This window comes from Micromonospora sp. RP3T (assembly GCF_003027925.1).
GTDB lineage: Bacteria > Actinomycetota > Actinomycetes > Mycobacteriales > Micromonosporaceae > Micromonospora.
Genome location: NZ_PYPS01000033.1, coordinates 43,346 through 68,922, shown reverse-complemented (window position 1 = coordinate 68,922; position 25,577 = coordinate 43,346). Strand labels below are relative to the sequence as shown.

Annotated in this window: 30 protein-coding genes; 16 read left to right on the top strand and 14 right to left on the bottom strand. The window is 72.7% G+C overall.

Features of this window, described 5'->3' with window-relative positions:
* The first annotated feature begins 31 nt into the window (after positions 1 to 31).
* Complete coding sequence (locus tag C8054_RS24180; RefSeq protein ID WP_107160528.1) at positions 32 to 859, top strand: NUDIX domain-containing protein; 828 nt, start codon at positions 32 to 34, stop codon at positions 857 to 859.
* A gap of 56 nt (positions 860 to 915) precedes the next feature.
* Positions 916 to 1,686, top strand: coding sequence for a hypothetical protein (locus C8054_RS24175; protein WP_107160526.1), 771 nt, complete (start codon positions 916 to 918; stop codon positions 1,684 to 1,686).
* On the opposite strand, the gene C8054_RS24170 is transcribed toward C8054_RS24175, so the two are convergent.
* Positions 1,683 to 2,636 carry a LysR family transcriptional regulator gene (locus C8054_RS24170; protein ID WP_107160524.1) on the bottom strand — a complete coding sequence of 318 codons (954 nt, stop codon included), beginning with the start codon at positions 2,634 to 2,636 and terminating at the stop codon, positions 1,683 to 1,685. The two genes, C8054_RS24175 and C8054_RS24170, sit on opposite strands and share 4 nt — an antisense overlap.
* 210 nt (positions 2,637 to 2,846) lie before the next feature.
* On the opposite strand from C8054_RS24170, the gene C8054_RS24165 reads away from it, so the two are divergent.
* Positions 2,847 to 3,827, top strand: a complete 981-nt coding sequence (locus C8054_RS24165) for a hypothetical protein (RefSeq protein WP_146179960.1) — start codon at positions 2,847 to 2,849, stop codon at positions 3,825 to 3,827.
* Between the two features lie 69 nt (positions 3,828 to 3,896).
* Here the strand turns inward: C8054_RS24165 and pstB are convergent, their stop codons facing one another.
* The 7 genes from pstB to C8054_RS24130 all read right to left on the bottom strand — a co-directional run bounded on the left by pstB (position 3,897) and on the right by C8054_RS24130 (position 10,959).
* Complete coding sequence (gene pstB, locus C8054_RS24160) at positions 3,897 to 4,673, bottom strand: phosphate ABC transporter ATP-binding protein PstB (protein WP_107160589.1); 777 nt, start codon at positions 4,671 to 4,673, stop codon at positions 3,897 to 3,899.
* 20 nt (positions 4,674 to 4,693) lie between these two features.
* A complete protein-coding gene (pstA, locus tag C8054_RS24155; RefSeq protein WP_107160520.1) occupies positions 4,694 to 5,782 on the bottom strand; it encodes a phosphate ABC transporter permease PstA in 1,089 nt (362 codons plus the stop codon).
* The gene (gene pstC, locus C8054_RS24150) at positions 5,782 to 6,867 is read right to left on the bottom strand and encodes a phosphate ABC transporter permease subunit PstC (RefSeq protein WP_107160518.1); all 1,086 of its coding nucleotides are present in this window, start codon (positions 6,865 to 6,867) and stop codon (positions 5,782 to 5,784) included. Before pstC ends, pstA begins: the two co-directional genes overlap by 1 nt.
* A 41-nt stretch (positions 6,868 to 6,908) precedes the next feature.
* Positions 6,909 to 8,012: a phosphate ABC transporter substrate-binding protein PstS gene (gene pstS / locus C8054_RS24145; RefSeq protein ID WP_107160516.1), complete on the bottom strand. Its 1,104-nt coding sequence runs from the start codon at positions 8,010 to 8,012 to the stop codon at positions 6,909 to 6,911.
* A 228-nt stretch (positions 8,013 to 8,240) separates the two neighbouring features.
* A complete protein-coding gene (gene mshD, locus C8054_RS24140; RefSeq protein ID WP_233220163.1) occupies positions 8,241 to 9,119 on the bottom strand; it encodes a mycothiol synthase in 879 nt (292 codons plus the stop codon).
* 145 nt (positions 9,120 to 9,264) lie between these two features.
* A complete protein-coding gene (locus C8054_RS24135) occupies positions 9,265 to 10,095 on the bottom strand; it encodes a polysaccharide deacetylase family protein (protein ID WP_107160511.1) in 831 nt (276 codons plus the stop codon).
* Between the two features lie 144 nt (positions 10,096 to 10,239).
* Complete coding sequence (locus C8054_RS24130; RefSeq protein ID WP_199199901.1) at positions 10,240 to 10,959, bottom strand: response regulator transcription factor; 720 nt, start codon at positions 10,957 to 10,959, stop codon at positions 10,240 to 10,242.
* Positions 10,960 to 11,205: 246 nt separating this feature from the next.
* Here C8054_RS24130 and C8054_RS24125 point away from each other — a divergent pair, with 246 nt between their 5' ends.
* From C8054_RS24125 to C8054_RS24110, 5 genes are all read left to right on the top strand, one after another.
* Positions 11,206 to 12,258 carry a hypothetical protein gene (locus C8054_RS24125; protein WP_107160509.1) on the top strand — a complete coding sequence of 351 codons (1,053 nt, stop codon included), beginning with the start codon at positions 11,206 to 11,208 and terminating at the stop codon, positions 12,256 to 12,258.
* Positions 12,259 to 12,340: 82 nt separating this feature from the next.
* Complete coding sequence (locus tag C8054_RS24120) at positions 12,341 to 13,123, top strand: DUF2993 domain-containing protein (RefSeq protein WP_107160507.1); 783 nt, start codon at positions 12,341 to 12,343, stop codon at positions 13,121 to 13,123.
* Between the two features lie 61 nt (positions 13,124 to 13,184).
* Positions 13,185 to 13,262, top strand: a complete 78-nt coding sequence (locus tag C8054_RS33375; protein ID WP_310503780.1) for an Ms5788A family Cys-rich leader peptide — start codon at positions 13,185 to 13,187, stop codon at positions 13,260 to 13,262.
* A 194-nt stretch (positions 13,263 to 13,456) separates the two neighbouring features.
* Complete coding sequence (locus C8054_RS24115) at positions 13,457 to 14,305, top strand: sulfurtransferase (protein ID WP_107160505.1); 849 nt, start codon at positions 13,457 to 13,459, stop codon at positions 14,303 to 14,305.
* A gap of 1 nt (position 14,306) precedes the next feature.
* Positions 14,307 to 14,639, top strand: coding sequence for a DUF1416 domain-containing protein (locus tag C8054_RS24110; RefSeq protein ID WP_107160503.1), 333 nt, complete (start codon positions 14,307 to 14,309; stop codon positions 14,637 to 14,639).
* A 131-nt stretch (positions 14,640 to 14,770) separates the two neighbouring features.
* Here C8054_RS24110 and C8054_RS24105 read toward each other — a convergent pair whose 3' ends face one another.
* Positions 14,771 to 15,025, bottom strand: coding sequence for a hypothetical protein (locus C8054_RS24105; protein WP_107160501.1), 255 nt, complete (start codon positions 15,023 to 15,025; stop codon positions 14,771 to 14,773).
* A gap of 285 nt (positions 15,026 to 15,310) precedes the next feature.
* Between C8054_RS24105 and C8054_RS24100 the strand changes: the two genes are divergently transcribed.
* A complete protein-coding gene (locus tag C8054_RS24100) occupies positions 15,311 to 15,550 on the top strand; it encodes a winged helix-turn-helix domain-containing protein (RefSeq protein ID WP_107160499.1) in 240 nt (79 codons plus the stop codon).
* A 137-nt stretch (positions 15,551 to 15,687) separates the two neighbouring features.
* On the top strand, positions 15,688 to 16,539 hold the full coding sequence (locus tag C8054_RS24095; protein WP_107160497.1) for a hypothetical protein: 852 nt from the start codon (positions 15,688 to 15,690) through the stop codon (positions 16,537 to 16,539).
* Between the two features lie 9 nt (positions 16,540 to 16,548).
* Here the strand turns inward: C8054_RS24095 and C8054_RS24090 are convergent, their stop codons facing one another.
* The 3 genes from C8054_RS24090 to C8054_RS24080 all read right to left on the bottom strand — a co-directional run bounded on the left by C8054_RS24090 (position 16,549) and on the right by C8054_RS24080 (position 19,434).
* Complete coding sequence (locus C8054_RS24090; RefSeq protein WP_107160494.1) at positions 16,549 to 18,603, bottom strand: glycogen debranching N-terminal domain-containing protein; 2,055 nt, start codon at positions 18,601 to 18,603, stop codon at positions 16,549 to 16,551.
* Positions 18,600 to 18,983 carry an SCP2 sterol-binding domain-containing protein gene (locus C8054_RS24085; RefSeq protein ID WP_107160492.1) on the bottom strand — a complete coding sequence of 128 codons (384 nt, stop codon included), beginning with the start codon at positions 18,981 to 18,983 and terminating at the stop codon, positions 18,600 to 18,602. Before C8054_RS24085 ends, C8054_RS24090 begins: the two co-directional genes overlap by 4 nt.
* A gap of 76 nt (positions 18,984 to 19,059) precedes the next feature.
* Positions 19,060 to 19,434 carry a DsrE family protein gene (locus C8054_RS24080; protein WP_107160490.1) on the bottom strand — a complete coding sequence of 125 codons (375 nt, stop codon included), beginning with the start codon at positions 19,432 to 19,434 and terminating at the stop codon, positions 19,060 to 19,062.
* A 12-nt stretch (positions 19,435 to 19,446) separates the two neighbouring features.
* Here C8054_RS24080 and mtfM point away from each other — a divergent pair, with 12 nt between their 5' ends.
* Positions 19,447 to 19,551 (top strand): small membrane protein MtfM, encoded by a 105-nt coding sequence (mtfM, locus tag C8054_RS33280; protein WP_013288813.1) that lies wholly within the window; start codon positions 19,447 to 19,449, stop codon positions 19,549 to 19,551.
* Positions 19,517 to 20,143 carry an FABP family protein gene (locus tag C8054_RS24075; RefSeq protein WP_107160488.1) on the top strand — a complete coding sequence of 209 codons (627 nt, stop codon included), beginning with the start codon at positions 19,517 to 19,519 and terminating at the stop codon, positions 20,141 to 20,143. The genes mtfM and C8054_RS24075 overlap by 35 nt, the downstream gene beginning before the upstream one ends.
* 71 nt (positions 20,144 to 20,214) lie before the next feature.
* Here C8054_RS24075 and C8054_RS24070 read toward each other — a convergent pair whose 3' ends face one another.
* Positions 20,215 to 21,075 carry an aminotransferase class IV gene (locus tag C8054_RS24070; RefSeq protein ID WP_107160486.1) on the bottom strand — a complete coding sequence of 287 codons (861 nt, stop codon included), beginning with the start codon at positions 21,073 to 21,075 and terminating at the stop codon, positions 20,215 to 20,217.
* A 68-nt stretch (positions 21,076 to 21,143) separates the two neighbouring features.
* Here C8054_RS24070 and C8054_RS24065 point away from each other — a divergent pair, with 68 nt between their 5' ends.
* The 4 genes from C8054_RS24065 to C8054_RS24050 all read left to right on the top strand — a co-directional run bounded on the left by C8054_RS24065 (position 21,144) and on the right by C8054_RS24050 (position 24,675).
* Entirely contained in the window at positions 21,144 to 21,575 is a 432-nt protein-coding gene (locus tag C8054_RS24065) for a Fur family transcriptional regulator (protein ID WP_107160483.1), read from the top strand.
* Positions 21,572 to 22,681: a folate-binding protein YgfZ gene (locus C8054_RS24060; RefSeq protein ID WP_107160481.1), complete on the top strand. Its 1,110-nt coding sequence runs from the start codon at positions 21,572 to 21,574 to the stop codon at positions 22,679 to 22,681. The genes C8054_RS24065 and C8054_RS24060 overlap by 4 nt, the downstream gene beginning before the upstream one ends.
* Positions 22,682 to 22,793: 112 nt before the next feature.
* The gene (locus tag C8054_RS24055) at positions 22,794 to 23,621 is read left to right on the top strand and encodes a 3-keto-5-aminohexanoate cleavage protein (RefSeq protein ID WP_107160479.1); all 828 of its coding nucleotides are present in this window, start codon (positions 22,794 to 22,796) and stop codon (positions 23,619 to 23,621) included.
* Positions 23,622 to 23,715: 94 nt separating this feature from the next.
* Complete coding sequence (locus C8054_RS24050) at positions 23,716 to 24,675, top strand: asparaginase (RefSeq protein ID WP_107160476.1); 960 nt, start codon at positions 23,716 to 23,718, stop codon at positions 24,673 to 24,675.
* A gap of 85 nt (positions 24,676 to 24,760) precedes the next feature.
* Here C8054_RS24050 and C8054_RS24045 read toward each other — a convergent pair whose 3' ends face one another.
* Positions 24,761 to 25,558 carry an alpha/beta fold hydrolase gene (locus C8054_RS24045; protein WP_107160474.1) on the bottom strand — a complete coding sequence of 266 codons (798 nt, stop codon included), beginning with the start codon at positions 25,556 to 25,558 and terminating at the stop codon, positions 24,761 to 24,763.
* Positions 25,559 to 25,577 lie beyond the last annotated feature (19 nt).

Here is a 25,577-nt window from a genome sequence, read left to right as displayed (position 1 = left end):
TGATCCGCGAGGCAGGGCCTAGGCTCGGCGCATGATGATCGACGGCTTCGCCGCACCCCCCGCCCTGGTGGAGCACGCCCGCCGGTTCCACGCCGAGGGTGGCGTGCCCGCGGTGCCCCGGGTCGCCGCGACAGTGCTGCTGCTCCGCCCGGCCGGCGACGACTTCGAGGTCTACCTGATCCGGCGGGTGGCGGCGATGACGTTCGGCGGGATGTACGCGTTCCCCGGCGGCGGGGTGGACCGCTCCGACTCGGAGGCGCACCTCGGCTGGGCCGGGCCCACGCCGGCCGCCTGGGGTGAGCGGCTCCGACTCGACCCGGCGGACGCGCAGGCGGTGGTCTGCGCCGCCGCCCGCGAGGTCTTCGAGGAGGCGGGCGTGCTGCTGGCCGGCCCGGACGAGGCAACGGTGGTCGGCGACGTGAGCGGCGACGACTGGGAGGCGGCCCGGCAGGACCTGGTGGGCCGGCGCACCGGCTTCGCCGAACTGCTGGCCCGGCGTGGGCTCACGCTCCGGTCCGACCTGCTGCTGCCGTGGACCAGGTGGATCACCCCGGAGTTCGAGCCGCGCCGCTTCGACACGTACTTCTTCGTCGCCCTGCTGCCCGAGGGGCAGCGGACCCGCGACGTCTCCGGCGAGGCCGACCACACGCTGTGGCTGCGGCCGGCGGACGCGTCGGCCCGGGCGGAGGCCGGCGAGCTGACCATGCTGCCGCCGACCATGGTCACGCTCGCCGAGGTGGCCGCCGCCGGCGACCTCGCCGGCGTGGCCCGCGCGGCGTCGGAACGGGACCCGGGTACGCCGATCCTGCCGCGGATCGCGGATCTGGACGGTGCCGAGCCGCGCTTCTTGCTGCGCTGACGCGATGCGGTGCCGCCGGGTGAATCCACTGCGGCATGGTCCGACGAACACTGGTCATGCCACTCTCCGTGAACCACTCGTCTCGTACCGTTGGATCTTTCGGTCGTTGGCTGCTGCTGGCCACGGCGCTCCTCCAGGTCGCCGCGCCGCCGCTGATCGGCTTCCGAAGCCAGGCTGACGACCCACCCCTGGTGCCGCCGGGGCCGTTCTTCGCCGTCTGGGGCGTGATCCTGCTCGGCTGTCTCGCCGTGGCGGTGTGGGGCTTCCCCCTCAGCCGGGCGACGGAGCCGCCGTACCGGCGGGTGCAGGTGCCGCTGTCGCTGGTCCAGCTCGGTTTCGTCGCCTGGCTGGTCGCTGCCGCCTCCGCCGCGACCTGGCTCACCGTGCCGATCTTCGTGGCGATGCTCGCCGGGCTGGCGGTGGGCCTCCGACGGGTCCTGATGTCGACCGACCACCGGGAGCGGACGAGCCGGGCGCTGGTTGGCGGGGTGCTCGGCGTCTACGCCGGCTGGTCGACCGCGGCGGTGTGCGTCAACACGGCCACCCTGCTGCCGGAGTCGGCGTTCGTCGGGGGCCCGGGGTTGGCCCTGCAATGCGCGTTCGTGGTGGCGGCGGCCACGGCCGCAGGCGTCGGCGCCTTCCTGCTCCGAGGTCAACTGCCCTACACCCTCACCGCCGGATGGGCCCTGGCCGGCGTCGCTGTCAGCGCCGTCATGGCGGGACTCCCGCTGTTGGCGGTCAGTGCGGTCGTCGGGCTTCTGGGCGTGGGCGCGGTGGCCCTGCTGCGGCGGCGCGGTGCAGTGGGGGAGCCGCGGCTGGAGCACTAGCCCGTGCCGTCGGCGATCCCCGGGAACGAGGTCGGATGCCGACAGATCCAGTCCCAGTACGCCGGCGAGCGGCGGGCCTGGGCCCGATAGAGGCCCCGCACCAGGGCCAGCACCCGGTTGGGCAACTGCCCACCCGCCAACGTCGGGTTCCAGGCCAGGTAGACGTGGCGCGCGGCGGAGTCGGCGAGGCCACGCAGCGGCACCACCCGGTACGGGGGCAGGGAGTGGCCGAGCGCGCTGGCGAAGGCGACCGCCCGCCCCGCATCGATCAACTGCCGGCCCGCGAGGAACGTCGTCGGCACCACCGTCGTCTGTGGATAGTTCGCGAGGATCCGGGCCTCCCACTGGAACGGCGACTGGCTGCGCGGGCTGATCACCCAGCTCTCCGCCGCCAACTGTGTCATGTCCAGCAGTTCCGCGTCGCCGAGCGGATGGGTGCGGCCGATCATGATCCAGATCGGCTCGTGGACGACGGTGACCGCGTGCAGCGGCGCGGGAACGTCAAGCGGCTCCCCGGGGAAGGCCGCCAACAGTGCCATGTCCAGGTCGCCGCGCCGCAGCATGGCCGACAACTCGGCGGCGTCGTCGGTGAGCCAGTCGAGCTGGCGCTCCGGCATGCCGGCGGCGATGTGTTCGGCCATCCGCCGGCTGCACAGCTCGATCAGGCCCAGCCGTAGCCGCGGCGTCGACCCCGGTGCGTCGCGCACGTCCCGGATCACCTGCTGCCAGTGGTCGGTCAGGACGGGCAGGCGGGCGGCCAGCGCCGCGCCGGCCGGGGTGAGTGCCACGTGCACAGTGGAGCGTTCGAGCAGCCGCTGCCCCAGATCCCGCTCCAGTCGCTGGATCCGGCGCACCACGGCCGAGGGGGACAGGTGCAGTCGCTCGGCGGCACGGCCGAACGAGAGTTCCTCGGAAACCTCGGCGAATGCCTGAAGGTCGGGCCACTGCACACTGCTGTTATACCCGTCGCGGGCACCGCCGGACAGGGCCCCGGAAAGTCGTGCGGAGGCGGCGGCCGGGGGGCCGGGCCCGGCGACGTGCGGTGTTGCGCGGGACGCAGTGGGAGCGCGGCCGGCGGTGCGTATTCGTCACTTCCGTTCACCGCGATCGATGCCCTTTTCTTGGCGCAGGTAGTCCACTCCACACCGGAAGGCACGACAATGCGCATGCCCATGGCCCGGTTCCGCGCCGTGCGACGAGCACGGAGCGGCCTACGAGCCGCTCTCCTCACCCTGCTGGCCGTGCTGCTGGTCGGACTGGCCGCCGCGGCCCCCGCCCAGGCGAGCGGCCCCCGGCAGTTCACTGTCGGTACGCAAACCCAGGTCAGCCTGCAGTTCGGTGGCGTGAACTCCCCGTACGCCCCCGGCTGCTACCTGATCCGGATGGACCGGCCCGACCCCCGCTGGCCCGGCTCGATCCTGAACTTCTACGTCACCGCGAACAACTGGTACCCCGGTAGCTGGGGGACCGCGGTGAATTTCTCCTACGGGTCGTACTGGCAGACGGTGTCGGTGGGCACCGGCGGGGGCGTGGTCAAGGAGGACGGCACCGGCCACAGCGGCGCGCTGGCCACCATCCAGCCGGGCGCGATCGTCACGGTGAGTCGGGTCTCCACCATCCCGATCGGCATCCCCGGCAACCCCTACCAGTGGACCTGCGCGCCGCCGGCCGGTGAGCAGTGTCGCGACTTCACCGTCACCGACGAGTACGGCGCGGTCACGTACGGCACGCTGCTCGGCAACAACGACAGCCGCAGGATCATCGACAGCCTGGCGTATGCGCAGCTCAAGGGGCGCTTCTGCTGGCAGGACGGCAGAGTGACCCGGCAGCGGATCGACCCGATCCAGCACGACTTCACCTCGTCGCCGTGGCCGGCCGGGCTGACCTTCGACCGGAAGGACGCCCGCAACGGCAACCAGTACCCGAAGGAGAACGGCACGATCTACCGGATCGACCAGGCCGGCGTGGACATCTACCTGGACATCCCGAAGGACATCACGATCGACGGAGTGCCGATCCCCAGCTTCGGCTCCCGCAAGATCGGGTCGATCACGTTCGACGTGGCGCTCAACGGCGACGGCACCATCGACACCGCGGGCGCCACCCAGGAGTGGGTCGGCGCGCTCAGCCCGGGGCTCTGACCCAGCGGAGTTGTTAAGCGGGGCCCCTTCCTATGCGGAATGCGTTAACCGGGGGCCCCGCCTTACACCTCAGCCGAAGCGGCCGGTGATGTAGTCCTCGGTCTTCTTCTGGGTGGGGTTGCTGAAGATCTTCTGCGTGTTGTCGTACTCGATCAGCCGGCCCGGGTCGCCGGTCTTCTCGATCGAGAAGAACGCGGTGCGGTCCGACACCCGCGCGGCCTGCTGCATGTTGTGCGTGACGATGATGATGGTGAACTTGTCCTTGAGCTGGAACATCAGGTCCTCGATGGCCAGCGTGGAGATCGGGTCCAGCGCCGAGCACGGCTCGTCCATCAGCACCACCTGCGGCTCCACCGCGATGGTCCGGGCGATGCAGAGCCGCTGCTGCTGGCCGCCGGAGAGGCCGGCGCCGGGCTTGCCCAGCCGGTCCTTCACCTCGTCCCAGAGGTTGGCCGAGCGGAGCGCCTTCTCGGCCGCCTCCTCCAGGATCGACTTGCGCCGCACGCCGTTGAGCCGCAGGCCGGCCACCACGTTGTCGAAGATGCTCATGGTGGGGAACGGGTTCGGCCGCTGGAAGACCATGCCGATCATCCGGCGGACCGCGGTGACGTCCACGTCACGGTCGTAGACGTCCTGCCCGTCGATGGTCAGGTTGCCCTCGACCCGGGCGCCGGGCAGCACCTCGTGCATCCGGTTGATCGACCGCAGGAACGTCGACTTGCCGCAGCCGGACGGGCCGATCAGGGCGGTCACGGTCTTCGGTTCGACGGTGAGGTTGATGTTCTCGATCGCCTTGAACCCGCCGTAGTAGGCGGTGACGTTCGCGGCTTCGACGCGCTTGGCCATGGTGGCGGTACCTCCGGGGTTCATCGGCCGAGCCGGTTTCGACGGGCCAGCAGCTTCGCCGCGACGGTCAGCACGAGCACCAGCGCGACCAGGGTCAACGCCGCGGTCCACGCCCGCGCCGGCGAGTACTTCGACGCCTCGCCGGCCTGCTGGTAGACGAAGAGGGCCAGCGACGACTGGTTGTTCTCGAACGGGTTGAAGTTGATCGCCGCGCCGCCACCGGCGACGAGCAGCACCGGCGCGGTCTCGCCGGCGGCCCGCGCGATGGCGAGCATGATGCCGGTGACGATGCCGGGCAGCGCGGTCGGCAGCACGACCCGCAGGATGGTCTTCCACTTCGGCACGCCGAGCGCGTACGCGCCCTCGCGCAGCGGCGCCGGCACCAGCCGGAGCATCTCCTCGGTGGAGCGGACCACGGTGGGCAGCATGAGCACGCTCAACGCCAGCGCGGCGGCGAAGCCGGAGAAGCCCGGCCGGCCGTCGTTGAACCACGGCGAGACGATCAGCACCCAGAACGCCAGCACGAACAGGCCGGTGACGATCGACGGGATGCCGGTCATCACGTCCACGAAGAAGCGGATGGTGAACGCGAACCGGCCGCGGCCGTACTCGACGATGTAGATCGCGCAGAGCACGCCGAGCGGCACGGTGATCAACGCGGCGATGCCGACCTGCTCCAGCGTGCCGATGATCGCGTGGTAGGCGCCGCCGTTGGCGTCCCGCGCCCCGATGTTGTTCATCGAGGTGCCGAAGAAGTTCGCGTCCAACCGCTCGGAGCCCTTGCTCACCAGCGTCCAGACCACCGACGCCAGCGGCAGCACGGCCAGCACGAACGCGGAGTGGATCAGTGCGCTCCAGGTCCGGTCGCGGGCCGACCGGCGACCCTCCACCGCGTTCGCCGCGACGAAGAGACCGACCAGGTAGAGCAGCGCGCCGACCACCACGACCAGGACCGGGCCGCCGATGCCGGCGCCGTAGACGAGGCCCGCCGACAGCAGCAGCGCCGCGACGGCGATGGCGGGCGCGGCGTACGCGGGAAGCCGCCTCGCCCGCAGCGTGGCCGGCTGGGCCGGCGGGCGCGGGCGGTGGGTGGGGAGTGTGGTGGTCATCAGGCAGCCGACTCCGTGAACTCGCGGCGACGGTAGATGATCGCCCGCGCGGTGATGTTGACGATCAGCGTGATCGCGAACAGCACCAGGCCGGAGGCGATCAGCGCGCCGCGGCCGGTGTCGTTCGCCTCGCCGAAGCGGTTGGCGATGTTCGCGGCGATCGAGTTGCCGCCGGCTTCGAGGATGTTGAACGAGATGGCGTACGTCGAGCCGAGCGTCAGCGCGAGCGCGATGGTCTCGCCGAGCGCCCGGCCCAGGCCCAGCATCACCGCGGCGATGACACCCGGCCGGCCGTACGGCAGGACCGCGGTGCGGATCATCTCCCAGCGGGTGGCGCCGAGCGCGAGCGCGGCCTCCTCGTTGGCGGTCGGGGTCTGCCGGAAGACCTCGCGGGAGAGCGAGGTGACGATCGGCAGCACCATGATCGCCAGCACCACGGAGCCGAGCAGGATCGAGCTGCCGTACGGACCCTCGCCGAAGATCGGGATCCAGCCGAAGTACTTGTTCAGCCAGGCGGAGAGGTCGGCGACCGGGCCGGCGAAGTAGTCCCGGCCCCAGAGGCCGAACACCACGCTCGGCACGGCGGCCAGCAGGTCGATCAGGAAGCCCAGGCTGTTGCCGAGCCGGCGCGGGGCGTAGTGCGACAGGTAGAGGGCGATGCCCAGCGCGACGGGCACGGCCACGAGCAGCGCCAGCAGCGAGCTGAGGACGGTGCCGAAGGCGAGCGCGCCGATGCCGAACTTCGGCGGGTTGTCGTTCGGGAACCAGCCCTCGAAGGTCCAGAACGACTCGGTGTTGGCCCGCAGCGCCGGTACGGCCTTGGCGATCAGGAAGATCGCGATGGCCGCGATGACGATCAGTACGGTGCTGCCGGCGGCCAGGGTCAGGCCACGGAACGCCCGTTCCGCGCCGAAGGCGCGGGCGCGGGGCAGGCCGCCGCCCCCGCCGAGGCCGCCGTCGGGGCGGCCAGGGTTGCCGGAGCGCTCGGCCACACGCGCCGAGGCACCGGCGGGCCGCTCGTGGCTCGTGGCCACGGGGGTCCCGCCGGTGCCGGCGTGCGCCGAGCGCTGAGGGGTGTCACCCATCTGCTCGCTCGTTTCGCGTTGAGGTGGTGTCGATCAGGGCGTCAGGAGAGGCTCTTGACCGCGGCCTCGACCTTGGTGCGGACCTCGTCGGGGAGCGGGGCGTAGCCCAGCTCGACCAGCTCCTGCTGGCCCTCCGCGCTGGCCGCGTGGCCGAGCAGCCCCTTGACCAGCGGGAGCTTGTCGGCGGCGAGGCCCTTGCTGCAGACGATCTCGTAGGTCGCCAGGACGATCGGGTACGCCCCGGCCTCCTTGGTGTTGTAGTCGATCGACATCTTGAGGTCGTTGCCCTGGCCCTCGAACGTGGCCCCGGCGATGGTCTTGCCGGCCGACTCGGCGGTCAGCTCGGTGAACTCACCGGCGCCGTTCTTGACCTTGGCCATCTTCAGGCCGGAGTTCTCGGCGTACGACCACTCGACGTAGCTGATGGTGCCGTCGGTGCTCTTGACCTTGCTGGCCACACCGTCGGACTTGGCCGCGCCGACGCCGCCCGGGGCCTTCCACGCCTTCGAGTTCTCGAAGGTCCAGTCGGATCCGGCGGTCTTGGCGAGGTACTTGGTGAAGTTGTCGGTGGTGCCCGACTCGTCGGAGCGGTGCACCGCCTGGATCGCGGCCGACGGCAGCTTGGCGTCCGGGTTGTCGGCCTTGATCGCCGGGTCGTCCCACTTGGTGACCTTGCCGGCGAAGATCTTGGCCAGGGTGGCCGGGCTGAACTGGAGGTTGTCCGCGCCGCTGACGTTGTAGACGACCGCGACCGGGCCGATCACCATCGGCAGGTTGAGGGCCTGGCCACCGGCGCACTTGGCGTCGGCCTGCGGCTGCTCCTCCGGCTTGAGCGCGGAGTCGGAGCCGGCGAAGTCGGCGGTGCCGGCGATGAACGCCTGGATGCCGGCGCCGGAGCCGCTCGGCTCGTAGTTGATCGTGGTGCCCGCGCACTTCTGCTGGTACGCCTTGATCCACTCGGCCATGGCGTTCTTCTGCGCGGAGGAGCCCTGCGCGTTCAGCGTGCCCTTGCCGCAGTCGACGGCGGCGGTGGAGCCCGAGGCGGACGCACCGGCCGGCTCGTTGTTGTCCGAGCCGCAGGCGCTGAGACCGAGAACCGCGGTAAGAGCGAGACAGGCGATGGCGCCGTGCCGCTGGAGCTTCACTTGAGGGGTTTCCCTTCACGTCTTTGTCAGGTCGCCCGGGGTTCCGGGGGCCGGCGCTGACCGGCTTGACGTGAAAGTTAGGAGGACCAGGTGGACGGTTCGCCGGTCGGAAGTGAACGCGGGATGAACAGGTCCGGCCGGCGAGATGGCCGTACGCTGAGGTGGGCCTGTCCATTTCGTGAACTGGCGACCCCTGCGCGCCGCCGAGGGCGGTTTTTCCGCCCGGGTTCAGGCGCGCTGGTAGTTGACGTGCGCGGACCAGCGGGCGAAACCGGTCCGCTCGTAGAGCGAGACGGCGCCGGTGTTGCTCTCGTCGACGTAGAGCATCACCCGGTCCAGCCCGCGCTGCTCGCGCAGGTGGGCCAGGCCGGCGGCGGTGAGCGCCCGGCCGAGCCCGCCCCGGTGCACGGACGGGTCGACGCCGAGCACGTAGACCTCGCCGATCCGGGCCGAGCCGGGCCGCTCGTGCACCTTGGTCCAGTGGAAGCCGAGCAGCCGGCCGGTGGCGGCGTCCACCGCGAGCAGGAAGCCGGCCGGGTCGAACCACGGTTCGGCGAGACGTACCCGCAGGTCGTCGAGCGTCCACCGGCCCTGCTCGGGATGCTGGGCGAACGCCGCGTTGTTGACCGCCAGCCAGTTCTCGTCGTCCTCCCCGGGGCGGAACGCGCGCAGCTCCACACCCTCCGGCAGGGCCGGCATGGGCACCGCCCCGGTCAGCGGGCGGCGGAGCTGCCAGAGCACCCGGGCCCGGGTGAAGCCGAGGTCGACCGCGAGCGCGGCGGCGGACGGGTGGTCACCGTGCGCCCAGGCGCGCAGCGGCCCGGTGGCGGCGGCCAGCACGCCGCGGGCCAGCGTCCGGCCGGTGCCCCGCCGCCGGTACGCCGGGTGCACCACCAGCTCCACGCCGACGCCCTCGGCCGGGGCGGTGGTGTCCAGGTGCGCGTACCCGGTCAGGGTGCCGTCGGCGGCACGGGCGGTGAGGTGCACGGCCGGGGCCGCCGGGTCGCGCAGCCGCAGCAGCACGTGCTCGTCGAGCGGATCGGCGCCGTCGGTGTCGCCGGCCGCGCCGGCCAGCGCCAGCACGTCGGCGATCTCGGCCGTGGTCAGCCGGTCGGTGGAGGCGACAGGGCCGGTCGGGGTCGCTGTCTCGGATTCGGGACCGCTGGTCGGCTCGGTGCTGCTCACCCCCGTCACGGTAGCGGCCGGCGGGCGGTCGTTCCCGGTGAGCGGCGACGGCGTGCGGTGGCGCTCGTCACGGGACGCGGGTGGGCAGCGGTTCCAGCTCGTACCGCGCGAGCAGTTCGGGCAGGAGCTGCTGCAACGCCGCGACCGTGCCGGAGCGGTCCCCGCCCGCGTCGTGCATGAGCACGATCGCGCCGGGCGCGATCTGCGCGCGGATCCGCGCCGCCACGGTCGCCGCCCCCGGCGCCCGCCAGTCCGACGGGTCGACGCTCCAGTGCAGCGGCGTGAGGCCCAGCTCCGCGCAGGTCGACGCCACCGTGCCGGTCCAGGCGCCGCCCGGCTGACGGTAGTACGCGATCCGGGCGCCCGGCGCGGCGGCCAGGATCGCGTCGTTGGTGCGGGTCAGGTCCGCCCGGATCGTCTCCGGGGTGCGCCGGCCCAGGTTGACGTCGTGCTTCCAGGAGTGGTTGCACAGCGTGTGCCCCTCGGCCGCGATGGAGCGGACCAGGTCGGGGTAGCTCTCCGCGTTCTCGCCGACGACGCAGAACGTGGCCTTGACGCCGTACTGGCTCAGCAGGGCGAGCACCTGTGGCGTCCACCGGGGGTCGGGGCCGTCGTCGAAGGTCAACGCGACCCGGGACGAGCCGGTGGTGACGTGGGCGCCGTACGGGCCGTCGCCGTCGCCGGTGACGGCCGGCGCGCTCGCGGTGGCGTCCGGGCTCGGTCGGGCGGTGTCCGGCGGCTGGTCGGCGTAGTGCGGGGCGTTGGCGGCGGTGGTCACACCGGTGGCGGTCGGATGCCGCTGCGGCACCAGACCGCGGCCCAGCGCGTACGCCGAGGCCAGCAGCCCGATGAGCACCGCCGTCACCACCGCCACCGCTCTGAGCGTCGAGCCGGACATCAGTGGTACCGGCCGTTCGCCGCCCCCGTGGTCACCGCGCGCACCGTGGCCCCCCTCAACCTGACCAATCCGGCAGTCAGGATATGAGCGGTTCAGTGTTCAAATGGGGCATATAGGGAAAATATCCCCCCGCAGGGGTGGCGGTCAGACCGGCAGCGGGGCGGGCTCCGACTCCGGCAGCGAGCGCGACGGCGGCACGACGAACTTGTAGCCGACCTGGCGGACCGTGCCGATCATCGACTCGTACTCCGAGCCGAGCTTCGCGCGCAGCCGCCGGACGTGCACGTCGACAGTGCGGGTGCCGCCGAAGTAGTCGTAGCCCCAGACCTCACGCAGCAACTGGTCCCGGGTGAACACCCGCCCCGGGTGCTGGGCGAGGAACTTCAACAGCTCGAACTCCTTGTAGGTCAGGTCGAGCGGCCGGCCCTTCAGCTTGGCGGCGTACGTGTCCGGGTCGATGTTCAGCTCGCCGGCCCGGATCGAGCCGCCGGCGCCCGCGACGGCGTTGTTCAGCCGGCCGACCGCGAGCCGCAGGCGCGCCTCCACCTCGGCCGGGCCGGCGCCGGCGAGGATCACGTCGTCCACGCCCCAGTCGGCGTTCAGCGCGATCAGGCCGGCCTCGGTGACCACCGCGACAAGCGGCACCCCGAGCCCGGTGGCGTGCAGCATCCGGCAGGTGGCCCGCGCCTCGCTCAGCTCGGAGCGGGCGTCCACCAGGACGGCGTCCGGCGTCGGGCCGGAGACCAGCGTGCGGACGTCACGGGGTGCGGTGCGCACCGAATGCGGCAGCAGGTCGAGTGCCGGCAACACCGCCGACGGCTCACCGGCCCGTGCGGTCACGAGCAGCAGGAGCTCCACGATCACCTCCGTCCCGGCGGCCCTTCGGCCGCGCGCGACCAGCGGCACGCCCGGGTGGGGGCGGCGCTGTGAACTTGCGTGGGTCCCGGCGTCGCTGACGGGCGGGGTAACGGGTCGAGCGTAACCGATGGTCCGACCGTCACCTTCGCGCCTTTTCCCGTTTGCCCTTTCTGCCCTCGATCGCGGCGCAGGTTTTAACGTTGCCGAAACCGTGACCTCCGCCGGGCCGCCCGGGTCTGGCACGATCGGGGCGTGTTTCCCTCCACCTCGCGCGACGCCGGTCGTGAACCGTGGGCCGACGACGACCCGTCCTCCGGGCCGTCCGGCCCGGCCCGTGGCTACCCACCCGCCCCACGCGCCGGGACGGGTGCGGAGGAGGGGGAGCCGCGGGAGCGCAAGGGCCCCCGTCGGCTCCGCAAGGGCGGCCCGAGCCGGCGCCCCGACGACGCCCCCGACGAGGTGCCCGAGGACGAGGTGCCGCCGGTGGAGTTCCGCCGGCCGCTGGCGCTCACCGTGGCCGGCTTCGCCGCGCTGCTCGGCGTCGGCCTGGTGCTCGGCGCGCAGACCGCCGGCCCGGGCCACCGGTTGCCGTTCGCGGCCATCATCTTCGGCGTCCAACTGCTCTACGTGCTCGCCTGGACGATGGCCATGCGACCGCCCGCGCTGCTGGTCGTCGCGCTGGTCAGCGCCGGCACCGCGGTGATCGCCGACGTCGCCGCCGTACGGGCGGACGTCGCCGGCCTGGCTCCGCTCGGGTACGCCGCGGTCGCCGGCCTGGTGCTCGGCGTGCTGGGCCAGCTCGTCCGCCGGGTGGACCGGGTCCGGGTGACCGACTCGCTGGGCGGCACCCTGCTCATCGTGGTCGGGGTGGTCGCCTTCGCCTCGCTCATCGTGCTCAGCCGGATCCCCAAGGGCACCCAGGCGATCACGGTCTGCCTCACCGCCGCCGGGGTGGCCCTGCTGGTGGCCCGGCTGACCGACGCGGTGGCCCCGTGGCCCCGGCTCGCCCCCCAGGTGCCGCGCGGCGCGGCCGGCGTGGTGGCGGGCGCCATGCTCGGCACGCTGACCAGCGCCGTGCTCGGCAGCTACCTGGTCGGCTTCACCCCGACCAGCGCCGCGCTGGTCGGGGTGGTCACCGCCGCCACCGCCGTGCTGGCCGACCTCGCCGTCGGGTACGCCGAGGCGGGCCGGCTGATGGCCGGCGAGCCGCCGACCATGTGGGCGGCCCGGCACATGCAGGGGCCGCTGGGCGGCTTCGCGCTCGCCGCACCGGCCGCGTACGCCATGTGCGTGCTCTTCCTCTGATCGCCCGGTTGCGCGGAGCTCGCCCCGGGTAAGTACGGTTGCGCCGCGAGGCGCGGTGACGGCGGCGAGGACTGGAGGCGGCGTGGCAGAGGCGTACCCGGCGGAGGGCCGGCCCCGTCGCCGGGGTCGGAAGGTGCTGATCGGTTTCCTCGTGCTGCTGCTGGTGCTGGCCGGGCTCCTGGTCGTGGCCGACCGGGTGGCGGCCGGGGTGGCCGAGCGGGCGATCGCCGACCAGGTGCGGCAGGAGGTCGCCAAGCAGGACGCCCAGTCCGCCGCGCCCAAGGTCGAGGTGGGCGGCTTCCCGTTCCTCAACCAGGTGCTCGCCGGAAAGTACGAGCGCATCTCCATCCAGTTGACCGACGTCAAGGGCAGCGTGCAGGGCGACACGGTCGACGTGCCGCGGCTGGACGTGGACGCCCGCGACGTGACCGCGTCGCTGGACACGATCCGTTCCGGCCAGGGCGACGTGGTGGCCGAGCGCGTCGACGGGCGGGGCACCGTCACCTATGACAGCCTGGCCAAGCTGCTGAAGCGGCCCGGCCTGACGCTCGGCGAGCGGGACGGCAAGCTGGCGGTCACCGCCCCGGTGGACATCCTCGGCGTCAAGCTGACCGTCAACGGCACCGCCGCCGTGACGGTGGCCGACGGCAAGGTGGCGCTGCGCTTCAGCGACCTCACCGCCGAGGGCCTGCCGAACGTGGCGCTGGCGCGCACGCTGCTGGCCAACTACGCCCGGAGCATCTCGATCGACGTGCCGCTGCCGGAGCTGCCGTTCCAGCTCAACGTCCGCAAGGTGGAGCCGAGGCCGGAGGGCCTGGTGGTCGACGCGGACGCCGCGAACGTGCCGATCAACTCCGCCCGCTGACGTCCCGGATGCTGGTCGGCCCGGTGCCCCACGACCGGGTCGGCTGGTAGTCTCCCTCCCCATGGGGACCCACCTCACCAAACGGCGCGCGGTCGACCTGTGCCGCGTGGCCACCTGCCTGTGTCGCCCCGTCATCTGACGGCGGGGCTGTCTTCGGCCGCCTAGCGGCCACCGGCACCAAGGGTTCCTTACACCCCCCGAACGCCCGGCAGCGGCGCCGTCGCACGTACCCGTGATCCGTTCCTAGCTCAGGGTCCCGCGCGTGGTGCGACTACCACCGGCTTCGATCTCCGCGCGCAGGCTCACCACCCATCCTCACCAGGGAGTGATCTGATGAGTCGCGACACCGCACTCGTCTCGGCCGAGTGGGCCGAGAAGAACCTCGACGCCCCGGGCGTCGTCTTCGTCGAAGTCGACGAGGACACCTCGGCCTACGACACCGGCCACCTGGCCGGCGCCATCAAGCTCGACTGGAAGACCGACCTCCAGGACCAGGTCCGCCGCGACTTCGTCAACCAGGAGCAGTTCGCGAAGCTGCTCTCCGAGCGGGGCATCGCCAACGACGACACCGTCATCCTCTACGGCGGCAACAACAACTGGTTCGCCGCGTACGCGTACTGGTACTTCAAGCTCTACGGCCACCGCGACGTCAAGCTGCTCGACGGCGGTCGCAAGAAGTGGGAGCTGGACGCCCGCCCGCTGGTCAAGGACGCGGTGACCCGCCCGGCCACGCAGTACGTCGCGCAGGCGCCGGACACCTCGATCCGCGCGTTCCGCGACGAGGTGGTCGACGCCATCGGCACCAAGAACCTGGTCGACGTGCGCAGCCCCGACGAGTACGCCGGCCGGCTGCTCGCCCCGGCCCACCTGCCGCAGGAGCAGGCGCAGCGCGCCGGCCACGTGCCGACCGCGATCAGCGTGCCGTGGTCCAAGGCGGCCAACGAGGACGGCACGTTCAAGTCCGACGACGAGCTGCGCAAGATCTACGCCGCCGCCGGGCTGGACGACGGCCGGGAGACCATCGCCTACTGCCGGATCGGCGAGCGCTCCTCGCACACCTGGTTCGTGCTCCAGGAACTGCTCGGGCACCGCAACGTGAAGAACTACGACGGATCCTGGACCGAGTACGGCTCGCTGGTCGGCGTGCCGGTGGCGCTCGGCGACGAGCCCGGGGAGGCCTGACATGACCGCTCCCACCGCTCCGACCGCTGCCGGTTGCGCCGCGCCGGACCAGGCCGCCCCGCTCCCGGCCAGCCTCGACCTGGAGAAGGAAACCGTCATCACCGGGCAGGTGCTGGCCGAGTCCGGCGAGGCGGTGCCGGGCGCGTACGTCCGGCTGCTCGACTCGACGGGCGAGTTCACCGCCGAGGTGGTGACGTCCCCGGCCGGTCAGTTCCGGTTCTTCGCCGCGCCGGGCTCGTGGACGCTGCGGGCGCTCTCCCGGCACGGCAACGGCGACACGGCCGTGACGGCCGCCCGCGGCATCAACGAGGTCACCATCACCGTGAAGGCGTAAGGCGGGGCCCCTTGTTAACGCCTCCGGTATAGGCGGGGCCCCCGCTTCACACCTCCGCACCACGCGCATCGGCTCGGGCCGGTCGCCCCGCACAAGGGTGACCGGCCCGAGCCGTGCCGGGGACCACCGGGTCAGGACGTGCAGCCGTCGGGATGGTCCACCCGCCGGACGCAGCGGCGTCGCCCACCGAGCCGCCGGTCGCAGAAGACCTGGTGCTGCGCGTCCGGCGCGCCCTCCTCGGACACCGTCGTCTCGCCGAGCACCAGCTCGGGCAGGAACGCCAGCGACCGGCCGATCGCGCGGGCCAGCAGCCGCGCCGCCGGCAGGTCGTCGGCGGCCACGGTCAGGTGTACGACGTACCGCTCGCGGTCGGTCACGGCGCTCATCGCAGCACCCGGGTCGGGCGGAGGAGCCTCGGCACGATGAGGACCACCTCTCCGTCAGGGCAGCCGGATCGCTGCCGTGGAAGGTGGCCGGGGCGGGCGTGTCCCTTCCAGCTCCGACACCCGCCCCGACCGGGGGAAGAGCCCTGCTCGTTGCCACGCGAGGAGCGCTCAACCGACAACATAGTCACTGAAGTTACTGAAGGCAACCTTCGCCTGTTTGGTGTCTTCGGCTTGTTACCCGCGCGTGCCCCGTGATCGAATCGCAGGTGCCACGCAAGGAGTGTCATGCCTGCTTTGCCGGATTACTTCAAGATCGCTAACGAGATCATGGCGGACGTCAGCAGCGGCCGACTCAAAGCGGGGGAGAAGCTTCCCTCGATCGCCGAGCTGTGCGAGCTGCACAGGGTGAGCGCATCAACGATCCGCCTGGTTTTCGTGCGCCTTGAGGCGCTGGAAGTGATTGACCGGCATCAGGGCAAGGGTGTCTTCGTGACCGACCCGGCGACGTGGCTGCGCAAGCCCTGAGAACGATCTTCCGTAAGTTGAGACGAGAGTGAATCTTGGAACGAAAAGGCCCCTATGATGGCCGTTTCGTTCCAAGATCTCCAAGCCGGGTGACCGGTCACGGTCGGCGGGTCGTGGGGGCGTGACACCATGGCGCGGTGAGCGGTGTCGTCCAGCCGGGGTACGCCCCGCCGTCGGGTCCCCACCATCGGCCGTCCCGCCGGCGACGGCAGCGCTGGTTGGTGGTCGCCACGGTGGTGTGGGCCGTGCTGCTCGCCGGGCTGACCTGGTGGTCGGTGCGCACCGATCCGCCCACCGTCAAGGAGCAGCGTTCACTGAGTCAGGCCGGCCCGGTGGTGGACCGGGCGATCGGCGAGCTGACCGCCGCGATCGGGTCGGCCGGGGTGCCGGCGCTCCGGCCCGACCGGCTGGAACGGGGCTGCCGGGTGACGCCGATCGACGCCGGCGCGTCGCTGGAGCGCGGCATCGAGGTGGCGACGGCCGACGGTGACGTCCGCGAACTGCTGCGCGGGGTGGCCGACCGGCTGCCGCCGGAGTGGCGGGCGGGCGTCTCGACGTTCGACGGTGAGCCGTTGCTACGCGCGGACGCCGGTGACTTCGTGGCGGTCGAGGGGCGCTCCGGCGGGCCCGGTCGGGTGTTGCTGACCGCCGACACCGGTTGTCGTCCGGTCGGTGACGGCTACCGGGCGCCGGCCGTCGACGCCGCCGTCGAGTCGGCCGCGCTGACCCGCGCGTTGGGCCGCTGGGGCGGCCCGACCGGGCCGGTCCAGGTGCTGGCCGCGCCGTGCCCGGGTGGTGGGACGGCCCGGACCGCCCGGGGCGAGGCCGGCGTGACGGCCGACCAGCCGCTGGCCGCCGCGTTCGGGGCCGGCGCCGCGCCGGTGGTGGACTCCGCCGACCGGTACGCCCGCCCGGGTGACCCGGCGGTGCTGGCCGAGCGTGTCGACGGGCGGGTCCGGGTGGCGGTCACCAGCCCCTGCCGAGCCTGACCCGACCGGTCAGTGCCCACGGTTCTCGTCGTCCGGGGTGCGGCTGCGGCCCAGCGCGTCCACCAGGCCCCACCGGCCCGGGATGTCGAGCAGCTCCACCCGGCCCATCCCCGGCGGCACGGCCGGGTCGATGATCAGGTGTTCGCCCTGCGGCTCCAGCCCGAGCATGACGCGCAGCAGCAGCAGCGGCGTGCCGGCTGACCAGGCCTGCGGGCTGCACGCGGTCGGGTACTCCACCGGATAGTCGGTGAGGCCGCGTTCGTAGCCGGCGAACGCCTCGGGCAGTCGTCCGTCGAAATACCGGGACGCGTCCAGCATCGCCTCGCAGATCCGGCCGGCCTCCTCGCGGAAGCCGTACTTCCACAGGCCCCACGCGATGATCGAGTTGTCGAACGGCCACACCGTGCCGACGTGGTAGCCGATCGGGTTGTACCGGCCCTGGTCGTCGGCGAGCGTACGCACGCCCCAGCCGGAGAAGAGGCGCGGGCCGAGCAGGTGGGCGGCGACCGCCGGCGCCCTGGCGTCGTCGACGATGCCGCTCCACAGCAGGTGGCCGATGTTCGAGGCGAGCGCGTCCACCCGTCGCCCCTGCGGGTCCAGCGCCAGCGCGTAGTACTCCCGCTCGGGGATCCAGAAGTCGCGGTTGAACCGTTCCTTCAGCGCCGCCGCCTCGCGTTCCAGCCGGTCCGCGTACGCCGGGTCGCCCCACAACTCGCGGGCCATCCGGGCGCCGCGCAGCTTGGCGTCGTACGCGTATCCCTGTAGTTCGCAGGTGGCGCGCGGGAACTCCGGCAGCCGGCCGTCGGAGTAGGAGATGGCGTCCGGCGAGTCCTTCCAGCACTGGTTCGGCAGCCCGCTCTCCGGGTTGCGGGACATGTACCAGACGTAACCGGTGCCGAGCAGGTCGCCGTACGTGTCGAGCCAGTCCAGCGCCGCCCGCGTCTCGTACTCCAGTTGCCGCGCCAGCTTCCCGTCCCCGGTCCACCGCTCGTACTCGTCGAGCAGGATCACGAAGAGCGCGGTGGTGTCGGCCGCGCCGTAGTACGGCGAGTGCGGCTGCTCCTCGAAGCCGGCGGTCTCGCCGTAGCGCAGCTCGTGCAGGATCTTGCCGGGTTCCTCGTCGCGGAAGTCGTCGATCCGGCCACCCTGGAGCCCGGCCAGCATCAGGATGGTCGGCTGGATCAGTTCGGGGAGGAACGGCAGGATCTGGAGCGAGGTGAAGATGCTGTCCCGGCCGAACAGCGTCATGAACCAGGGCAGGCCGGCGGCGACCAACCGGACGCCGAGCGTGATCGACTCGTACCGGAGCGCGGCCAGGTCGGTGAGGCTGCGCCGGTACGCGCCGGCCAGCGGCTCGCAGTCGCAGCCCAGCGTCGGCGCGCGCTCGATCAGCTCGTGGTGCTCGGCCTCGATGGCCGCCACCGAGCGGTGACCGCCCAGCGGCAGTGTGGCCCGGATGTCCTCGCCCCGGGCACCGTAGATCATGGTGGCGACGTGCAGCCGGGTGGTCCACTCGCCGTGCGGCCCGACGCGGATGCGGAACGTCATCCCGCCCCGGTCCACCTCGGCCGGGGCGGTGCTGCTGATCCTCGCCTCCCGGTGGAACCCCTGCCGCCGGTAGGTGAGCCGCAGCCCGTTCTCCTCCACGGTGGGCGTGGTGCTGCCCTTCTTCTCCCGCTGGTGCTTGATCTCGAACAGGTCGGCGAAGTCGGAGGCGATGTCGAGCCGGAGGCGGAACTCCTTCTCCTGCTCGGAGTGGTTGAGCAGGGTCAGTTCCTCGTCGAAGCTGCCGCCGATCGAGCGGCTGCGGATCACCGAGACGTCGGCGTCCAGGTAGTGCGTCGGCTCGCCGGGCACCATGAAGAACCGCGTCTTGTACGACAGCGAGTCGTCGATGGAGAGCGCGTGCAGGAGTTGGCCGTCCAGGGAGAGGATCCAGGTGGAGAGGAACCGGGTGTCGAAGGAGAACAACCCGGTGGGAAAGTCGTACGACGGCTCGATGTTGCCGCGTCGGTCGCTGACCAGGAACGTGTTGCCGTCGAGGATGCTGACCCGTTCCTTCACGCCGACCGCCGGACGTGCTCACGGGCGGTCTCCCTCGGGTCCCGCACGCCGGGTGGGTCGGGCAGGAAGCGACGGAGCGCCAGGAACAGCACGACGTGCCCGCCGAACGTGGCCTCGTTGCGCAGCACCACGGCCAGCCCGGCCTCCCGGCCGGTGACCAGCCGCTCGAAGAGTTCGGTGCTGACGGTCAGCACGGCGTCGGGTGGGCGGTCCTCCTGCCGGCGGACCCGGGCGGACCCGGGCGCCAGCGTCACGTACCAGTGCTCGGTGCGGTTGCCGTCGGCCAGGTCGATCCGGAGCGTGCCGCCGATCGGGCTGCGCAGCACGGCCGGGGCGCGCGCCGGCAACGACGCGAAGAACCGTTCGATCGCCTCACTCACATCCGAATGGTAGGCGGGGTCCCGACATATCGGGTCAGGATCGGCGCACCGGTCAGAATGGACAACCCGGCGCGGGTCAGTAGACCAGAGCCTGCGCGCCGTCGGCCACGGCCTCCTCGACGAAGACCGCCGCTCCCGCGATGCGTACGCCCGGGATCACGTCGTCCGGGCCGATGTCCCGCCGGGCCGCGCACTGGGTGCAGGCGGTCACCCGGCCGGTGGCCAGCACCACGTGCAGCAGCTCGCCCAGCGGCGCCGAGTGCGGCAGCTCGAACGACTCCGCCCGCCCGGGCAGCGCGAACCAGGTCGACTCGCCGGTCAGCCAGAGCGACACGTCGACCCCGGCCGCGGCCGCCGTGGCGGCGACGGTGAACGCCTGGGCGCACCGCTCCGGGGCGTCCGCGCCGGCGGTGGCCTTGACGACGAGAGTGCGCGTCATGCCGCCCAGCATAGGATGGCCCGGATGGTTACCGAGATCGGGTTCGTCAGCCTGCTGGTCGCCGGTCTCGGCGCGCTCGCCGGCGGCCTGGTCTATGTCGCAGTCCGAATCGCAAGAGGTAAGTGGTGAACCCGTGAGTGAGAATCCCCTCCAGCCGCCGTGGCTGAACGCGCCGCCGGTCGAGGAGTACCCGTACGAGGAGAGCCACGACCTGCGCGTCGGTCCCAAGTTGCACCCGAGCCTGGACGGGCTGCTGCCGTACATCGGGGTGTGGCGCGGCCGGGGCCGGGGCGGGTTCCCGACGATCGAGGACTTCGACTACGCCCAGGAGATCCGGATCAGCCACGACGGCCGGCCGTTCCTGTTCTACGAGTCCCGGGCGTGGATCCTGGACGAGCAGAGCCGCCCGGTCCGCCCGGCCGGTCGCGAGGTGGGCTGGTGGCGTCCGGTGCTGGACGGCGAGCGGGTCACCGACGAGATCGAGGCGCTGATGAGCGTGCCGACCGGTGTGATGGAGCTGCACATCGGCAAGCGCAAGGGCACCCAGATCGAGTTCACCACCGACGCGGTCGTCCGCACGGCCACCGCGAAGGAGGTCACCGCCGGCGCCCGCCTGTTCGGCATCGTGGAGGGCGCCCTGCTCTACGCCCAGGAGATGGCCGCCATGGGCCACCCCCTGACCCCCCACCTCTCCGCCCGCCTGACCCGAGTAGCCGGCTGACACCCTTTCCCGGGGCGTTGATCAAGAGGTTTGCGTCAAGAAGGAGATCAACTCCGACGCAAACTCCTTGATCAACGCCGGGAGGGCGGGTGGGGGAAGCCCAGGAGGGATTGCAGGTGGGCGGTCAGGGGGGAGCGGGGGCGGGGGGTTCCGTTCAGGGACCTGACCTCGGTGGGGCCGCGTAGCGAGCTGGTCAGCCAGATCGCCTCGGCGTCGTGCAGGTCGGCGACGGTGGGCAGGTGCTCGGCCGCGGTCAGGCCCAGCTCGGGCGCCCTGGCCAGCAGGTGGTCGGCGGTCACGCCGGGCAGCACGCCGGTCGCCGCCGCCGGCACGGTCAGCAGCGTGCCCGCGGTCAGCCACACCACGTTCGCGGTGGGCGCCTCCAGCACGTAGCCGTCCGTCGAGACCCAGAGCACGTCGTCCACGCCGACGCGTCGCGCCCAGCGCCGGGCCGCGGTGCTCGTCGCGTACGAGATGGACTTCACACCGGCCGGCAGCCAGCCCAGCTCGGGGCGGGACCGGGCGGCCACGCCGAGCGGCAGGGTGGCCACCGTCACCCCGTCCCGCCGGGCCCGCCGAACCGCCGCCGGCACCTCGCCGAGCGTGGCGTACGCCGTGGGCGGGCCGTCGTCCTCCGGCCCGCGCGTGCAGACCAGCCGCAACGCGCCCTCGGTCTCCGGCGGCCAGCCGACCCGCACCGCGTCCAGCAGCTCCACCAGCGCCTCGACCGGCGGCAACGGCAGGTCGATCGCCGCCGCGCCGGCGGCCAGCCGGGCCAGGTGGGCGTCGCGCAACCAGGGCCGGCCGGCGCGCAGGTGCAGCGTCTCGAACAAGCCGTCGCCGTGCAGGACGCCCCGGTCGTCGCCGCGCAGCACCGGCTCGCCGGCCGGGACCAGCCCTCGGCCGGGCACCGCCACCCGGGTCGCCTCCACCGGCGCAGCGTAGCGGCGTACCCCGGCGGCGACCGGGACCGGCGCGGCGGCCGAACTATGATCGGAGGGTGTCGGAATCCTCCCTCGCGGAACTGCTCCGCTCGCGCGGGCTGCGGCTCACGGCGCAGCGGCAGCTGGTCCTGAAGGCCGTCCTGGATCTGGGGCACGCCACCCCGGAGCAGGTGCACACGGCGGTCCGCGAGGTGGCGGCCGGGGTCAACATCACCACCATCTACCGCACGCTGGAGCTGCTGGAACGGCTCGGCCTGGTGACCCACACCCACCTGTCGCACGGCTCGCCGACCTACCACGCGGCCGGCGAGCACGAGCACGTGCACCTGGTGTGCCGGGAGTGCGGGGCGATCGACGAGATCGCCCCGGAGATGCTCGGGCCGCTCGCCGACCAGCTCGCCGGGCAGCGCGGATTTCAGGTCGACATCGGGCACGTGGCGCTCTTCGGGGTCTGCGGCCGGTGCGCACAGGACGGGGAACGCAAATGATCGACATCGCGGGCGCGGTGGCCGCCGACGCCATCGACGAGGAGACCCGGGACCAGCCCGACCCGGCCCACCGGGCAGCCGGCGTCGCGCCGGTGGCCGCGCACTACGGCGACCCGATGCGCGAACAGCGCGTCCTCGCCACCGGCGTGGGCCTGGTCGACCGCTCGCACCGGGGCGTCATCGCGGTGCCCGGCGAGGAGCGGATCGGCTGGCTGCACACGCTGACCAGCCAGCACCTGGCCGCACTGGCGCCCGGGCAGGGCACCGAGCTGCTGGTGCTCTCCCCGAACGGGCACGTCGAGCAGCACGCGCTGGTCGCCGAGGACGGCGAGACCACCTGGCTGGACACCGAGCCGGGGATGACCGGCGGGCTTTTGTCGTACCTGGAGAGGATGCGCTTCTTCAGCAAGGTCGACCCGCGCGACGCGACCGCCGGGCACGCGCTGCTCTCGCTGGTCGGGCCGGCGGCCGTCGACGCCCTCGGCACGCTCGGCGTCACCGACCTGGCCGCACCCGACCTGCTCGGGGTGCCGGGTCCGAAGTTCCGTTCCGGTGAGCTGCCCGCGCGGCCCTCCGTGGTGTACGACGTCAAGCCGCTGCCGTCCGGCGGCTGGGCCCGGCGGGTGGCGCTCGGCGTCGACCTCCTGGTGCCGCGTCCGGCCATGGCCGACGTGGTGACCGTGCTGCGTGGCGCGGGCGTGCCGGTGGCCGGGCTGTGGGCGTACGAGGCGATCCGGGTGGCCGCCCGGCGGGCCCGGGCCGGGGTGGACACCGACCACCGCACCATCCCCGCCGAGGTGGACCTGATCGCCCCGGCCGTGCACCTGGAGAAGGGCTGCTACCGGGGGCAGGAGACGGTGGCCCGGGTGCACAACCTGGGCAAGCCGCCGCGCCGGCTCGCGCTGCTGCACCTGGACGGCGTGACCACCGACCAGCCGCCGCCCGCCGGCACGCCGGTCACGCTGGACGGCCGGACGGTCGGCTTCGTCGGCACCGCCGTGCACCACTACGAGTTGGGGCAGATCGCGCTCGCCGTGCTCAAGCGCAACACCCCCGACGACGCCCGCCTGATGGTGGGCGACAGCGCCGCCGCCGTCGACGTGTAGGGAAGGGCCCCCTGTTAACGCCTCCGGTAGAGGAAGGGCCCCTTCTTAACACCGCCCGCGCCGGAAATCCTCCGGTCGACCCTGCGTCGGGCAGCGGTCTAGGATCCGGGGCATGACGACAGGGACGTTGATCACGGTTGCCCCCACCGGTGCGGAGTCGGCCAAGGCGGAGGTGCCGGCGCTGCCGGTGACGCTCGACGAGCTGGTGCTGACCGCCAAGGAGTGCGAGGCGCTCGGCGCGGCCGTGATCCACGTCCACATCCGGGACGACGAGGCGCGGCCCACGCTCGACCCGGTCCGGCTGCGGGACACCGTGTCGGCGCTGCGGGAGAGCACCGACCTGATCGTGCAGCTCTCCTCCGGCGGCGCGGTGACCGACCCGGAGGCGCACCGGCTCGCGGTGCTCGACGCCGGGCCGGACATGGCCTCCTGCACCATGGGCACTGTCAACTTCGGTGACGACGTGTTCCTCAACCGCTGGGAGTTCATCGTCGACCTGCACACCCGGATGCAGGAGCGGGGCGTCGTCCCCGAGTACGAGATCTTCGACCTGGGCCACCTCGCCGCGTTGCAGCGGCTGCTCGGCAAGTACGGCCTGCCGCACGGCGGGCACGTCCACGTCGACTTCGTGATGGGCGTGCCGGGCGGCATGCCGGGCACCACGGCCACCCTCGTCTCCGCCCAGCAGATGCTCCGCGACCTGCCCGAGGGCACCACGTTCGCGGCCACCGGCATCGGCCGCAGCACCATCCCGGTGATGCTGTCCTCGCTCGCCACCGGCGGTCACCTGCGGGTCGGGATGGAGGACACGGTCACCTACGCGAAGGGCCGCCCGGTGGAGTCCAACATGCAGCTCGTGGCGCGCGCGGTCGGCTTCGCCCAACTCGCCCAGCGCCCGCCGCTGACCACCGCCGAGGCCCGCGCGCTGCTCGGCGTGTAAGCGGCGGACAAGCACCCGCACCTGTACGCGCGCGGCCGACGTCCCAGGTCACCCCGCTGCCGGCCGTGATCGCCCCGTCGGTACCGTCCACCCTGTGGGAAAGACGTACGAGGGCGGCGTGCCGCTCGCCGAGGTGGTCCGGTCCGGGTTCGTGGAGGGCGTCCACCGTGGTTCCGTGGTGGTGCTGGACGCCGCCGGCACGCCGGTCGCCGGCGCCGGCGACGTCGGTTCGCCGATCTTCCCCCGGTCGTCGAACAAGCCGATGCAGGCGATCGGCATGCTCCGGGCCGGGCTCGCGCTGACCGACCCGGCCGACGTGGCGTTGGTCGCCGCGAGCCACGCCGGTGAGGAGTTCCACGTCGAACGCGTCACCGCGCTGCTCCGGGGCGCCGGCCTGACCCCGGAGGCGCTGCACTGCCCGCCGGACCTGCCGTTCGGTGAGGCCGCCCGGGAGGCGGTGCTACGGGCCGGTGGCGGCCCGTCCCGGGTGCTGATGAACTGCTCCGGCAAGCATGCCGGCATGCTGTTGACCTGCCGGGCCGCCGGCTGGTCGGGGGACGGGTACTGGCGGCCGGAGCACCCGCTCCAGCAGCGGCTGACCGCCACCGTCGAGGAGTTCGCCGGGGAGCGGGCGGCGGCGGTGGGGGTGGACGGCTGCGGCGCGCCCGTGCACGCCGTGTCGGTGACCGGGCTGGCGCGCGCGTTCCTGCGGCTGGTCACCGCCGAGCCGGGCACCGTGGAGCGGACCGTGGCGGACGCCATGCGCGCGTACCCGGAGCTGGTCGGCGGCACCCGGGCCGATGATACCCGGCTGATGCGTGGCGTACCCGGTCTGCTCGCCAAGATCGGCGCGGAGGGGGTGATCGCGGCGGCGGTCCCGGGCGTCGGCGCGGTCGCCCTCAAGATCGACGACGGTGCCGCCCGCCCGCGGATGCCGGTCCTGACCTCCGCCCTGATCCGGCTGGGCCTGACCGCCCCCATCCTCACCGAGTACGCCGAGGTTCCCCTGTTGGGCGGCGGCCTCCCGGTAGGCGCCGTCCGCCCCCTCTGGTGACCCGCTGATCTTGCACTTGCGGCCCCCATCCCGCCCGTCGTGCCCGGTTTGCCGGGGCGGCAACTGCAAGATCAACGAAGGGTGGTCAGGGGAGGAAGGCGAGGAGTGCGGTGTTGACCTCGGTGGGGTGCTCCAGGGGGAACAGGTGGGCGGCGTTCGGGACGTCGGGGAGGCGTACCCCGTGGGGTGCCTCGGCGGCGATGCGGTCGGCCAGGCGGCGGATGTCGGGGATGTCGTCGGCGCCGGCCGCGGCCAGCACCGGCATCCGCAGCTCGCCCAGGCGGTCGGCGGCCGGCGGGTCCAGCTCGCCCACCTCGACCGCGCTGAGTGCCTGCTCGGCGGCGAGCGCCCGGCGGTCCATCTCCTCGGCGAACCGGATCAGTTCGGGGTCGACATCGGCCGGCTCCCGGCTCGGGCCGACCACCCAGAACCGCACCTCCCCGGCGGCGGTGGCCCCGAAGTCCTCCGGGTCCACCTCGCCGACCAGGTCCTCCCAGAGCTGTTCGGTCTCCTCGGACCACTCGTGGCCGGAGAGCGGGGCGCCGAACAGCGCCAGCGCGCTCACCCGGTCCGGGTGAGCCAGCGAGGTGTCCACCGCGACCCGGCCGCCGAACGAACAGCCCACCAGCGCGGCCCGCTCGACGCCCAACGCGTCGAGCAGCCCGACCACGTCGTCGTGGTGCGCAAACGGCTCGGGCGGCAGCTCCGACTCGCCGTAGCCGCGCAGGTCCGGGACGATCACCCGGTGCCGGGCGGCGAGCGCCGGCACCTGGTCGCGCCACATCCGCCGGTCCGCGATGCCGGCGTGCAGCAGCATCACGACGCTGCCGCTGCCCGCTTCGTCGTAGGCGAGCGCCGCGCCGTTGATCTCGATCTTCGTCACGGCGGAACGGTACGGAGGC